Annotated in this window: 12 protein-coding genes and 1 pseudogene; 3 read left to right on the top strand and 10 right to left on the bottom strand. The window is 71.3% G+C overall.

Annotated features, from left to right (window positions below):
- Positions 1 to 32: 32 nt before the first annotated feature.
- Both ACZ6C1_RS32805 and panB read right to left on the bottom strand, forming a co-directional pair.
- Positions 33 to 410 (bottom strand): cupin domain-containing protein, encoded by a 378-nt coding sequence (locus ACZ6C1_RS32805; RefSeq protein ID WP_469246026.1) that lies wholly within the window; start codon positions 408 to 410, stop codon positions 33 to 35.
- A 143-nt stretch (positions 411 to 553) separates the two neighbouring features.
- Entirely contained in the window at positions 554 to 1,417 is an 864-nt protein-coding gene (gene panB, locus ACZ6C1_RS32800) for a 3-methyl-2-oxobutanoate hydroxymethyltransferase (RefSeq protein ID WP_469246024.1), read from the bottom strand.
- A gap of 294 nt (positions 1,418 to 1,711) precedes the next feature.
- Between panB and ACZ6C1_RS32795 the strand changes: the two genes are divergently transcribed.
- On the top strand, positions 1,712 to 2,737 hold the full coding sequence (locus ACZ6C1_RS32795; RefSeq protein WP_469246022.1) for an endonuclease/exonuclease/phosphatase family protein: 1,026 nt from the start codon (positions 1,712 to 1,714) through the stop codon (positions 2,735 to 2,737).
- Between the two features lie 59 nt (positions 2,738 to 2,796).
- On the opposite strand, the gene ACZ6C1_RS32790 is transcribed toward ACZ6C1_RS32795, so the two are convergent.
- Positions 2,797 to 4,557: an NAD+ synthase gene (locus ACZ6C1_RS32790; RefSeq protein WP_469246020.1), complete on the bottom strand. Its 1,761-nt coding sequence runs from the start codon at positions 4,555 to 4,557 to the stop codon at positions 2,797 to 2,799.
- 322 nt (positions 4,558 to 4,879) lie between these two features.
- Between ACZ6C1_RS32790 and ACZ6C1_RS32785 the strand changes: the two genes are divergently transcribed.
- A complete protein-coding gene (locus tag ACZ6C1_RS32785; RefSeq protein ID WP_469246018.1) occupies positions 4,880 to 5,773 on the top strand; it encodes an alpha/beta fold hydrolase in 894 nt (297 codons plus the stop codon).
- A 62-nt stretch (positions 5,774 to 5,835) separates the two neighbouring features.
- Here the strand turns inward: ACZ6C1_RS32785 and ACZ6C1_RS32780 are convergent, their stop codons facing one another.
- The 5 genes from ACZ6C1_RS32780 to ACZ6C1_RS32760 form a co-directional block, all read right to left on the bottom strand.
- Positions 5,836 to 6,255, bottom strand: a complete 420-nt coding sequence (locus tag ACZ6C1_RS32780; RefSeq protein WP_469246016.1) for a CBS domain-containing protein — start codon at positions 6,253 to 6,255, stop codon at positions 5,836 to 5,838.
- Between the two features lie 154 nt (positions 6,256 to 6,409).
- Positions 6,410 to 7,039 carry a DUF305 domain-containing protein gene (locus tag ACZ6C1_RS32775; RefSeq protein WP_469246014.1) on the bottom strand — a complete coding sequence of 210 codons (630 nt, stop codon included), beginning with the start codon at positions 7,037 to 7,039 and terminating at the stop codon, positions 6,410 to 6,412.
- Between the two features lie 11 nt (positions 7,040 to 7,050).
- Positions 7,051 to 7,701 (bottom strand): DUF3105 domain-containing protein, encoded by a 651-nt coding sequence (locus ACZ6C1_RS32770; protein WP_469246012.1) that lies wholly within the window; start codon positions 7,699 to 7,701, stop codon positions 7,051 to 7,053.
- Positions 7,702 to 7,764: 63 nt separating this feature from the next.
- The gene (locus ACZ6C1_RS32765) at positions 7,765 to 8,127 is read right to left on the bottom strand and encodes a hypothetical protein (RefSeq protein ID WP_469246010.1); all 363 of its coding nucleotides are present in this window, start codon (positions 8,125 to 8,127) and stop codon (positions 7,765 to 7,767) included.
- A gap of 81 nt (positions 8,128 to 8,208) precedes the next feature.
- Complete coding sequence (locus ACZ6C1_RS32760) at positions 8,209 to 9,330, bottom strand: PP2C family protein-serine/threonine phosphatase (RefSeq protein ID WP_469246009.1); 1,122 nt, start codon at positions 9,328 to 9,330, stop codon at positions 8,209 to 8,211.
- Positions 9,331 to 9,449: 119 nt separating this feature from the next.
- On the opposite strand from ACZ6C1_RS32760, the gene ACZ6C1_RS32755 reads away from it, so the two are divergent.
- A complete protein-coding gene (locus tag ACZ6C1_RS32755) occupies positions 9,450 to 10,811 on the top strand; it encodes a glutamine synthetase family protein (RefSeq protein WP_469246007.1) in 1,362 nt (453 codons plus the stop codon).
- Between the two features lie 635 nt (positions 10,812 to 11,446).
- Here ACZ6C1_RS32755 and ACZ6C1_RS32750 read toward each other — a convergent pair.
- Together ACZ6C1_RS32750 and ACZ6C1_RS32745 are read right to left on the bottom strand one after the other, a co-directional pair.
- Complete coding sequence (locus ACZ6C1_RS32750) at positions 11,447 to 11,842, bottom strand: hypothetical protein (RefSeq protein ID WP_469246005.1); 396 nt, start codon at positions 11,840 to 11,842, stop codon at positions 11,447 to 11,449.
- A gap of 34 nt (positions 11,843 to 11,876) precedes the next feature.
- Positions 11,877 to 12,435 (bottom strand): annotated as a pseudogene (locus ACZ6C1_RS32745) (transposase).
- Positions 12,436 to 12,478: the final 43 nt, after the last annotated feature.

The raw sequence follows: 12,478 nt of genomic DNA, 5'->3' as shown, positions 1-12,478 counted from the left end.
CGGTGACGAACCACCGACAGATCGCCTACAGCTCAGGAGGTGGACCCCGCGGGCACGGCGTAGTTGCCGAAGCCCACCCAGTCGACCAGGACGCACGGCTCGTCCCCGACGACCCAGGCGTCGTGGCCGGGCTCGACGGCGAAGAAGTCACCGGGGCCGACCTCGTCCTCCGTGCCGTCGTTCATGACGACCTTCAGCCGGCCGCTGACGACGTAGCAGGCGTGCGACGCCTCGCAACTGTCGGTACCGGCGATGGGCTTGACGTGCTTCGTCCACTGCCATCCCGGCTCGAAGACGGCCCGGCCCACCGGGCCCTTGTCCGTGTTCACCAGGTCGAGCTTGCCCTTGCCGTCCTCGAACGGCCGGGTCTCGTCAGCGGAGTCGAAGTTCTTGCGCACGATTCCGGGCATGTCTACCGCCTCCCGGGCGGGTGCGAGCGTGAGACCCCCGAGTCCACTTCCAGTATCCAGGCTAAGCCCGGCCCGCGCCGCCCCGGACGCCGACGGCCCGCCGATGGGGGAAGTCGGCGGGCCGTCGTCTGTACCGGGAGTGGCTAGTGGAAGGTGTGCTCCTCCTGCGGGAACGTTCCGCCGACCACGTCGTCGGCGAACGCCCGTGCCGCGTCACCGAGCGTCTGCCGGAGGTTGGCGTACTGCTTGGTGAAGCGCGGCACCTTGCCGCCGGTCAGGCCCGCCATGTCGGTCCACACCAGGACCTGCGCGTCCGTGTCGGGCCCCGCGCCGATGCCGATGGTCGGGATGTGCAGGGACCGGGTGACCTCGGCGGCCAGCTCCGCCGGGACGAGCTCCAGGACCACCGCGAAGGCGCCCGCGTCCTGCGCGGCCTTGGCGTCGCGCAGCAGCCGGTGGGCTGCCTCGTCGCCGCGGCCCTGCACCCGGTAGCCCATGGTGTTCACGGACTGCGGGGTCAGGCCGAGGTGCGACATCACGGGGATACCGGCCTGGACCAGCATCTCGGTCTGCGGCAGCGACCTCTCACCGCCCTCCAGCTTGATCGCCCCGACCCCGGCCTCCTTCACCAGCCGGGTGGCGGACCGGAGGGCCTGCACGGGGCCCTCCTGGTACGAGCCGAAGGGCAGGTCGCCCACGACGAGGGCGCGCCTGGTGCCCCGCACCACGGCGGCGGACAGGATGGCGACCTCGTCGAGCGTGACGGGAACGGTGGACTCGTAACCGAGGTGGCAGTTGCCCATCGAGTCGCCGACGAGCATCACCGGGATACCGGCCTCGTCGAACACCGACGCGGTCATCGCGTCGTAGGCGGTCAGCATGGGCCACTTCTCGCCACGCTCCTTGGCGGCGGCGATGTCGTGCACGGTGATGCGGCGAGTGCCCTTGCCGCCGTACAGCGCCTTGCTGCTGTCGGCGGGCTGCTTCGAGGCAGCCTGAAGCGTCATGTGAACGGCTCCTTCGTCATCTCGAGGCGCCCTTACGGCGTCCCCGGACCACGTCCATGGTGGCACTTCGTGCCGCGTGGGGGGAAGTGGGTCCGCGGCCAACTCTCCGGACACCCGCACCGGCCCCGTTTTGTGCGCGTTCTGTCACAGCCTCCGTTTCTGTCCCGGCCCCCCGGAACCCGCCGCGCCGCCTCTTCGTCCTCGTGGCAGTACGGCCGTCCCCCGATCCCCTAGGGTCGGGTCCGGGGCGGGTGTACGACAGCGCACGACAAGCAAGGCAGTGAGGACGACGGCATGGCGCGGGTGGACGTGACGGACACGGGGAACGGCAGCGCGCAGGAGCAGCGGCGCACCGGATCCCGCTTCCGGTCTGTGCTCGACCGCTGGCGCGACGATCCCGGCATCTGGCGCCGGGGCACCCTGCTCGCCGGCTGTGCCGTGCTGCTCGCACTGCTGATGATCTTCCACGCCCAGATCCCCAACAAGATCGGCAACCTGGGCAGCCTGACAGAGACGTTCCTGCCGTGGCTCGGCGTCTTCGTCCCGGTCCTGCTGGTGGCCGCCCTGCTGCGCCGGTCGGCCACGGCGCTGATCGCCGCCCTGCTCCCGGGTGTGATCTGGCTCAACTTCTTCGGCGGGCTCGTCACCGACAAGTCCGGCACCGGCGGCGACCTGATGGTCGTCACGCACAACGTCAACGCCGACAACCCCGACGCCGAGGGCACCGCCCGCCAGATCGCCGGCTCCGGGGCGGACGTGGTGGCCCTGGAGGAGCTCAAGCCCGGCATGGTCCCGGTGTACGAGCGGGCGCTCGCCGACACCTACCCGTACCACTCCGTCCAGGGCACGGTCGGCCTGTGGAGCAAGCACCCGATGAGCGACAGCCGCCCCGTGGACATCCGCCTGGGCTGGACGCGGGCGATGCGCGCCACCGTGGCCACGCCCCAGGGGCAGGTCGCCGTCTACGTCGCCCACCTGCCGTCCGTGCGGGTCAAGCTGAACGCCGGGTTCACCGCCAACCAGCGCGACGACAGCGCCGACGCGCTGGGCGAGGCCATCGTCCGCGAGGACCTGGACAAGGTGATCCTGCTCGGCGACCTGAACGGCACGATGAACGACCGGTCGCTCAACGCCGTCACGTCCCAGATGCGCTCCACCCAGGGCGCGGCCGGCGACGGCATGGGCTTCAGCTGGCCGGCCGCGTTCCCGATGGCGCGGATCGACCAGATCATGGTGAAGGGCGTCGAGCCGGTCGCCTCGTGGACGCTGCCGGAGACGGACAGCGACCACCTGCCGATCGCGGCGCGCGTCACCCTCTGACCCGGCAGCCCCGGCCCCGGCCGTCGCCGTGACGGCCGGGGCCGGGGCGGCCCGGCCGGTCAGCCCGTCGTCGACTCGCGCCAGCGGTTCGTGATCGGCAGCCGTCGGTCCTTGCCGAAACCCTTGGCCGAGATCTTGGTGCCCGGCGGGTACTGGCGCCGCTTGTACTCCGCCGTGTCCACCAGCCGCAGCGTCCTGGTCACCAGCTCGTCGTCGTACCCGGCGGCGACGATCGCATCCTTGCCCTGGTCCCGGTCGACGTACAGCTCCAGGATCCTGTCCAGGACGTCGTAGTCCGGCAGCGAGTCGGTGTCGACCTGACCGGGGCGCAGTTCGGCGCTCGGCGGCTTGGAGATGGAGTTCTCCGGGATCGGCGGCGTCTGGCCGCGCTCCTCCGCCGCCCGGTTGCGCCACCGCGCGAGCCGGAACACCCACGTCTTGTACACGTCCTTGATCGGCCCGTACGCGCCGACCGAGTCGCCGTACAGCGTCGAATAACCGACCGCCAGCTCGGACTTGTTGCCCGGCGCCAGAACGATGTGTCCCTCCTGGTTGGAGATCGCCATCAGCATCGTGCCGCGCAGCCGCGACTGGAGGTTCTCCTCCGCCAGACCCGTCAGGCCCAGCGAGCCCATGTAGGCGTCGAACATCGGCTCGATGGGCACCGTGCGGAAGTTCAGCCCCGTGCGGCGGGCCAGCTCCGCCGCGTCTCCCTTGGAGTGGTCGGAGCTGTACTTGGACGGCATCGACACGCCGTACACGTTCCGCGCGCCCAGCGCGTCGCAGGCGATGGCGGCGACCAGCGCCGAGTCGATGCCGCCGGACAGGCCGACCAGCACGGACCGGAAGCCGTTCTTCGCGGCGTACGCCCGGAGGCCCACCACCAGCGCGGTGTAGACCTCCTCGTCGTCCTCCAGCCGCTCCGCGTACCCACCGGTCAGCTCCGGCTCGTACGCGGGCAGCGGCTCCTCCGACAGGACCACCCGCTCGATGGTCAGGCCGTCGTCGACGACGCCGGTGGGCGCGTCGGCGGACGTGGCCGGCAGGTCGAGGTCCAGGATCACGCTGCCCTCGGCGAACTGCGGGGCCCGGGCCACGACCTCGCCGTCCTTGTCCACGACGATCGAGTCACCGTCGAAGACCAGCTCGTCCTGGCCGCCGATCATCGCCAGGTACGCCAGGGTGCAGCCGGCCTCCTGGGCCCGCTTGCGCACCAGCTCCAGACGTACGTCGTCCTTGTTCCGCTCGTACGGCGAGGCGTTGATGGACACCAGCAGCCCCGCCTGCGCGCTGCGGGCGGCCGGGACCCGGCCTCCGTCCTGCCACAGGTCCTCGCAGATGGCGAGCGCCACGTCGACACCCCGGACCCGGACGACGGGCATGGTGTCGCCCGGCACGAAATACCGGAACTCGTCGAACACCCCGTAGTTCGGCAGGTGGTGCTTGGCGAACGACAGCACCACGTCACCGCCGTACAGCACGGCGGCGGCGTTCCGCGGCGCACCGGCGGGCTGGCCGTACCGGGGCTGCGCCCTCTCGGAGCGGTCCAGGTAGCCCACGACGACCGGGAGCTCTCCGAAGCCCTCGTCCGCGAGGCGCGCGGCGAGCGCCCGCAGCGCGCTGCGGGACGCCTCGACGAAGGACGACCGGAGGGCCAGGTCCTCGACGGGGTAGCCGGTGAGCACCATCTCGGGGAACGCGACCAGGTGCGCTCCCTGCTCGGCGGAGTGCCGGGTCCAGTGCACGATCGCCTCGGCGTTCGCGGCGAGATCACCGACGGTCGAGTCGATCTGATTCAGGGCGAGGCGTAGTTGAGGCACGCGGCCAGTGTAATCGTCAGAGCGACGCGATGTCCTGGAGGCAGGGGTGTGGCCCCTCCCACGCGGCGACGGACGCTCCCGGCGGGACCAGCCGCCGAGCGGGTCGCCCGGCTCCCCACCGGTCCAGGGCCCCTCCGGCGGGACCACCCCGGCCGCGGACGGCCGGGGCGGGAGCGGCTCGGCCGTGGCCAGGGTGCACGTGGCAGGGTGGCGGCCATGGCCGGGGTTCACGTGGCAGGGTGGCGGCCGTGGCTAGGGTGCACGTGGCAGGGTGGGGCGCAGGCGCGATGCCGGTGGCACCAGTGGCGAGGGGGACGAGACGGTGAGCTTCGTACGGGTCGGGGGAGTACCCCACCATGTGGTCGTCGAGGGCAGCGGCCCGGTCTGCGTGCTGAGCGCCGGGCTCGCCATGAGCTGGTTCGACTGGGACCCGGTCGTCCCGCTGCTGGCCCCGCACCGCACCGTCGTCCGCTTCGACCGCCCCGGCCACGGGCTGAGCGGCCCGGCCGCCGCGGCGCCTTCCGCGGCGGGCGAGGCGCACCGCATCGCGGGCGTCCTCGACGCGCTGGCCCTGCCCGGCCCCGTGACGGTCGTCGGGCACTCCATCGCCGGGTTCCACGCGGAGGCGTTCGCCCGGCTGCACCCCGACCGCGCCTCGGGCGTCGTCCTCGTCGACGCGTCCGTCGAGGAGCACCCGCGCGTGCCTGCCGCCCCCGCCGTCCGCACCGCCCTCGCGCGCGCCGTCGCCGCCGCGCTCTCCGCCACCGGGGCGCCCGCCGCCCTCGGCCCGCTCACCCGCCGTGCCGTGGTCCGCCTCTCCCGCTCGGGCCTCGCCCCGGACCCGGCCCCCGCCGCGCTGGTACGCCGCTGCTACACGACCTCCCGCGTCCTGAGGGGTGCCCTCCTGGAGAACACCCACTACCGGGCCGTCGCCGCCGAGGTCCTCACCCTGCGCGAGCGCCGGCCCCTTCCGCCGGGTGTGCCCGTCACCGTGCTGGCGGCGCCCGCCTCACGGCGCTGGACCAGCCGCCAGCACGCCCTCGCGGACCTGCTCGGCGCCCGCTTCGCGACCGTGCCGGGATCCGGCCACCTGATGATGCTGGACGAACCCCAGGCCGTGGCCGACGCCGTACTGGCCCAAGCCCCGGCGCCGACAGCGACACCGGCGACCGCCCCGGCCCCGACGCGGCCGGGGCCGCACGCACAGCAGGCGTGACGCACGGGTCGCGTCACGCCTGCCGGTGACCGCGCCCCCGCGCAGCGGACGGGGGCGGGCGGTCAGCGCTGCTCGTAGACCTTCTCCGCCCACCCGGCGACCTGCGCGTCCGACAGGTGACGGGCGAGGTCGGCCTCGCTGATCATGCCGACCAGGCGCTTGTTCTCGATCACCGGGAGCCGGCGGATCCGGTGGCCCTTCATCTCCCGGAGGACCTCCTCCACGTCCGCGTTCGCGTCGATCCAGCGCGGCGTGCCCTTCGCCATGTCGCCCGCCGTGACCCGCGCCGGGTCGTGGCCCTGGGCCACACAGCCGACGACGATGTCGCGGTCGGTGAGGATGCCGCAGAGCCGCTCGTTCTCGTCGGCGATGGGCAGGGCGCCCACGTCGAGCTCGCGCATCAGCTGCGCGGCACGGTCGAGGGTCTCGTGTGCGGGGAGCCACTCGGCTCCGGGGTGCATGATGTCCTTGGCGGTGGTCATGGGGTTCGTTTCCTCCGAAACGCCGAACGGCGCCGTACGTCGGTCCCCGAGCGCCTCCATTCTCGCCGCGCCCCCACCACCTCGCGACCGCTGCACCGCCGTACGGCCGCCCCGGTACACCCGGGACGGCCGCACGTGGTCCGGACCGCGAACGCTACGGCTTCGCGCCGCGCTCCTTCAGCAGGTCCTCCATCAGCAGGATCTCCGACTCCTGGGCGTCGACCATCCCCTGCGCCAGATCCCGCTCCACACCGGGCCGGCACGCGTCGACGCACCCCTGCGCCATGTGCACCCCGCCCTTGTGGTGATCGGTCATCAGCCGCAGGTACAGGATCTCCGCCTGCCTGCCGCTCGCCGCCCGCAACTGGTCCAGCCGGGCCGCCGTGGCCATACCCGGCATCAGCTCGCCGGAGTGCGAGGAGCCGTGCGACGGCATGCCCATCCAGGACATCGGTTCACTGCCCGGCGCGACCTTCGGCAGGCCCCACATGTCCAGCCAGCCCAGCATCATGCCGCGCTGGTTGGCCTGCGTGTTGGCGATGTCGTACGCCAGGCGGCGCACCTCCTCGTCCTTCGTGCGGTCCCGCACGATGAACGACATCTCCACCGCCTGCTGGTGGTGCACCGACATGTCCCGCGCGAACCCGGCGTCCGCCGAATCCGCCGCCGGCGCGGCGGTGGCACGGGGCTCCGCCTCCGGCCCCGCCGACGCGACCGTCGCCGCCCCGGCGAAGAGCAGCGCGAGGACGACCGCCGTGACCGCCGCCCACTGCGTGCGCGTCACCCGCCTCCGGGTCACTGCGGGTCCAGCCCGTTGGTGCACGCCGCGCCCGGCTCGGGCGTCTGCGGGCCCTGCACGTACTTGGTGAAGAAGGCGTCCACCCGCGGGTCGTCGGCGCCGTCGACCGTGACCTGCTTGCCCCACGCGCTCAGCATGATCGGGCCGGCCTGGTCCTTGACCGGGCTCATGAAGGAGTACGAGGTCTTGCCGACCTTCTCCTCCAGCTTCTTCACCTCCGCCGCGGGCGCCTTGTCGTTGTACGTCACCCACACCGCGCCGTGCTCCAGCGAGTGCACCGCGTTCCTCTCGGGGACCGGCTTCTTGTAGACGTCCCGGTCGCAGTTCAGCCACACCTGGTCGTGGTCGCCGCCGACCGGGGGCTTCATCGGGTACGTCACGGGCTTGGTGACGTGGTTGCGGCCCAGCTTCTTGGCGTCCCAGGACTTCTCGTCCTCGATGGGCGCCTTCGCCGCCGCCTCGCGCTGCTCCTGCTCCTTGTTCTCCTTGTTCAGCACGTATCCGCCGAAGCCCACGAGACCGGCGACCACGAGCGCGCTGACGGAGATGGTGATGATGCGGTTGCGGCGTTCGCGGGCCTGCTCCGCCCGGCGCATCTGCTCTATTCGGGCGCGGCGGTCGGCGGTCGAGGATCGGTTGGCAGCCATGGTGGGGGTTTCCTTCTGGGGAGTTAAGAGGTGGTCACTGCGTCCGGGACTGCGGCGGGCCGCCTAGGTCCGCAGAACCTGGAGGACGTGGAGATCCGGAGCGCGCGGCCGCGCCTCGGAGGCGGTGGGCCGGCCGGCCGGCGCGTGCAGCCCGGCACGCACCAGGTCGTCCGCCCGGGGCGGCGGGTCGAGGGGCGGGGCGGTGAGGACGGCGGGGGTGAGGTACGGGAAGAGCCCGCAGTCGCCCCGGTCGTACGGACACGAGTACTCGGTGACCGTGTGCGTGGCGAGCACCCGCTCGTGCCCGTCCCGGCCCTCGGCACCACCGTGCGGGGCCAGGCAGACGAAGAGCACGGCGACGAGCGTCGCCACGGCGCCGACCAGCGCCATGGGACGCGCGATGCGTATGAGCCCGTGGCCCCCCATGGGCGCTGATGTTAATGGGCGGACCACCCGCTCAGCCATGGCCGTCCGGTGCGCAGGGCGCCGGGCGGGCGGATCGCCCGGTCAGCCGTGCCCGCCGTCCGGGGTGGTGAGGGGGCCCGGTCGGCCCCGTTCCCCGTCCGGTGTGCTGATCGCCAGCAGTGCCACGTCGTCGGCGACCTCGCCCGCGTACGCCGACAGATCGCGCCACACCGCCCGCACCAGCTCCACCGGCGAGGCGGGCCGCGTCCACGTCCTGAGCCGCGCCGCGAGCGGGTAGAACGCGCCCGTCGCGTCCCGCGCCTCGGTCACCCCGTCGGTGTGCGCGAGGAGCATGTCCGCCGGCCCCATCGGCACCGTCACCGCCTCCGGCGCCTTGAACTCCAGCAGCCCCAGCCCCAGCGGCGCGCCCGGTGTCAGCTCCACCTCCCGCGCCCCGTCCCCGTCCACCAGCAGCGGCGCCGGATGACCGCAGCTGAGGACCCGCACCACCGTGCCGCCCGGCGGGAACTCCATCAGCACGGCGGTCGCGAACACCTCCGTCTCCCCCCGCCCCGCCGAATCCACCACCAGCCGCCGGTCCAGCCGCCCCGCGATCCCCGCCAGCCCGGGCTCGTCGAGCACCGCCTCCCGGAACGTGCCCAGCAACGCCGACACCGTCCCCACCGCCGCCAGACCGTGCCCCTTCACATCGGCGACGATCGCCCGCACCCCGAACGGCCCGTCCTGTACGTCGTACAGATCGCCGCCCACCAGCGTCCCCCGCTCCGCCGCCCGGTACAGCGCCCCGCACCGCACCGGCCCCACCCGCTCCGGCATCGGCGGCAGCACGGCGAGCTGGGCCGCCTCCGCGACCGTCCGCACCGACACCAGCTGCGCGTCCCGCCGGACCCGTACCCCCGCCAGCACGACGCTGACCACCCCGATCAGCCCGAACGCCAGCAGGTCGCCGTAGGTGACGTCGTCGGCACGGATGGAGGGCATCAGCAGCAGCCCGAACATGGTGCCCGCCACCAGGGCGGTGCCCAGCATCCCGTACAGGAGCGTCGTCAGGGGCGGGACCACGGCGAAGGCGAAACCGAGCTGCACGCTCCGGGGCGTGGTGAGCTGGACGACGACCAGCAGCACCATGGTCAGCCACGGCAGCAGGCGCAGCCGGATCGCCGGCTTGCCGGCGCCGGGCAGCCGCTCAGTGCCACGGTCCATGGGACCAGTCTGCGAGGCCTCCGTTACCTACGCCACAGAGCTCCATGCACTATGGGTTCGCAACGTGCACGAAACCGTGTGGTGGCATGCTGGCCTGATCAGCGAGGATGGGTGTGGAAATGGACAAGCAGCAGGAATTCGTACTCCGTACGCTCGAGGAGCGCGACATCCGCTTCGTGCGCCTGTGGTTCACGGACGTGCTCGGCTTCCTGAAGTCCGTCGCCGTGGCCCCCGCCGAGCTCGAGCAGGCCTTCGACGAGGGCATCGGCTTCGACGGCTCGGCGATCGAAGGCTTCGCCCGGGTGTACGAGTCGGACATGATCGCCAAGCCCGATCCGGGCACCTTCCAGATCCTGCCGTGGCGTGCGGAGGCCCCGGGGACGGCCCGGATGTTCTGCGACATCCTGATGCCCGACGGCTCGCCGTCCTTCGCCGACCCCCGCTACGTCCTCAAGCGCATCCTGGCCAAGACCTCCGATCTGGGGTTCACCTTCTACACCCACCCCGAGATCGAGTTCTTCCTGCTGAAGGACAAGCCGCTGGACGGCTCCCGCCCCACCCCGGCGGACAACTCCGGCTACTTCGACCACACCCCGCAGAACGTGGGCATGGACTTCCGCCGCCAGGCGATCACCATGCTCGAATCGATGGGCATCTCCGTCGAGTTCAGCCACCACGAGGGCGCGCCGGGCCAGCAGGAGATCGACCTCCGCTACGCCGACGCCCTGTCGACCGCCGACAACATCATGACGTTCCGGCTGGTCATGAAGCAGGTCGCGCTGGAGCAGGGCGTGCAGGCCACCTTCATGCCGAAGCCCTTCTCCGAATACCCCGGCTCGGGCATGCACACCCACCTCTCCCTCTTCGAGGGCGACCGCAACGCCTTCTACGAGTCGGGCGCCGAGTACCAGCTCTCCAAGGTGGGCCGCTCCTTCATCGCGGGCCTCCTGAAGCACGCGGCGGAGATCTCGGCCGTCACCAACCAGTGGGTCAACTCCTACAAGCGCATCTGGGGCGGCTCCACCCGCACCGCCGGCTCGGGCGGTGAGGCCCCCTCCTACATCTGCTGGGGCCACAACAACCGCTCCGCCCTGATCCGCGTCCCCATGTACAAGCCCGGCAAGACCGGCTCGGCCCGCGTCGAGGTCCGCTCCATCGACTCGGGCGCCAACCCCTACCTCACGTACGCCGTCCTGCTGGCCGCCGGCCTGAAGGGCATCGAGGAGGGCTACGAACTCCCCGCCGGCGCCGACGACGACGTCTGGGCCCTCTCCGACGCCGAACGCCGCGCCATGGGCATCGAACCCCTGCCCCAGAACCTGGGCGAAGCCATCTCCCTGATGGAGCGCAGCGAACTGGTCGCCGAGACGCTCGGCGAGCACGTCTTCGACTTCTTCCTCCGCAACAAGAAGCAGGAGTGGGAGGAGTACCGCTCCGAGGTCACCGCCTTCGAGCTGCGGAAGAACCTGCCGGTGCTGTAACCCCAGGTCAGCCCTGGTCCCACCGCTGCACGGCACTCCGGGCCGACGGTCACCAACCGCCGGCCCGGAGCCGTCTCAGCCTCCCTGGGCCGTCTGTGGGCCGTCGGGCGTGGGGGAGGCGGCCTCGTACCTGGTGTCCACGGCTTTCCGCCCACCTCACGCTTCAGCCGGCGGCTAGCCCAGCCCACTTGTCCAAGGCGTGCAGCTTCGCGAAGACAATGACAGAGGAAAGCCCTGCCCCAGGGCGCAGGTCGATTTTCAGAATCCGTTCATCAGACGTGTGGGGCTCATCGCCTTCGTATGGCTCCACGGCTGTGATGAGACGACGTGGGATGACGTGTACGTCGCCAGAGTCCAGCTTGAAACGAGAGGGCTGGCAGGCTCGAACCATGCGGTCCCGGGGCCGGCCACGTGCTTCCGTACGACCATGGTTACGAGTGCTTCCCCGCGAGCGGAGATCCGGTCGGGGGAGGGACGCGTAGTCGGGTCGAAGTGTTCTGCTGGGCCATCCCAGGTGATGGTCCGGTACACCGTCGGTTGGTACGGAACGTGCCCTCCGCTGCGGCGAGCCGTCCCTATGCCGATTGCTATGGCCGCAGCCAGGATGATGAAGCCACCGAGACTTAGAAGTGATCTTAATTGGTGAGGCGCTTGCGGAGGAACGGTGTTGCTCCGAGTACCAGCAGTGCGAAGGCGGTCAGCCGTTGGAGGCCGGGTAGGGCGAGGAGGTTGCTGTGCTGGATGTCGTAGACCGCGTACCAGTTGGCGGCGGTGTCGGTCGTCATGATGGCGCAGGTCAGGTCGATTCCGTGGCGTTTCCCGTTGAGTAGGAGTGCGGCGGCGAGTGGGTCGAGGATGGCCAGCGAGGACCAGTAGAGGTTGAGCCAGTCCGGTGCCCAGCCGTACGGGTGCAGGCCGTGATGGAGCAGGTCGGTGATGTGCGCGACGGCCCCGACGAAGAACAGGACACCTGCGATGACGCAGGCCAGTATGACGACGGTGCGCGGGGTGCAGTGCATCCATCCGATCACGGCATGGATCATCTCAGTCCTAGATGGGGCCGTGTCAGGGTGCTAGCCGTCGATAGCAGATCAGGGCGGCGGCGATGCCGGCGAAGGCCAGGAAGTGTTCGGCTTTGCGCTCGTAGCGGCGGTGCAGACGGCGGCACCCAGCCAGCCACGCCACCGTCCGCTCCACGGTCCAACGGTGACGACCCAGCCAGTGATCAAGTGGACCTTTGATCCTTTCTTGCACCGGTCCACAGGATTCGGGCCCGTCAGCTCCCCCCTTTCATCGCCCGCATGTTCACCGAGTCGATCGCGCACCGCGACCAGTCCAGTTCGCCGCGCGCGCCGAGCTCGTCCAGGAGCAGCCGGTGGAGCTTGCCCCAGACCCGTGCCCGGCTCCACTCCGTGAACCGGCGGTGCGCGGTCGGCCCGGACAGGCCAAAGACCGGCGGAAGTTGCTGCCAGGTGCAGCCCGTTGTGGCCACGAAAACGATCGCGGCCAGCACCTCCCGATCCCCGTGCCGCCGACGGCCACCGCCCTGCGGCCGTACCGGCGCCGCAGGAACCACCCGCTGGAAAAACTCCCATAACCCGTCGGGCACCAGACGCTCCACCATGGTCATCACGGCGGACAGGCTAGCGATCACACCAATTGAGATC

The organism is Streptomyces sp. NPDC041796 (genome assembly GCF_055590785.1).
The sequence above is the reverse complement of the archived record's forward strand: the minus strand, read 5'-3'. Positions and strand labels throughout refer to the sequence as shown.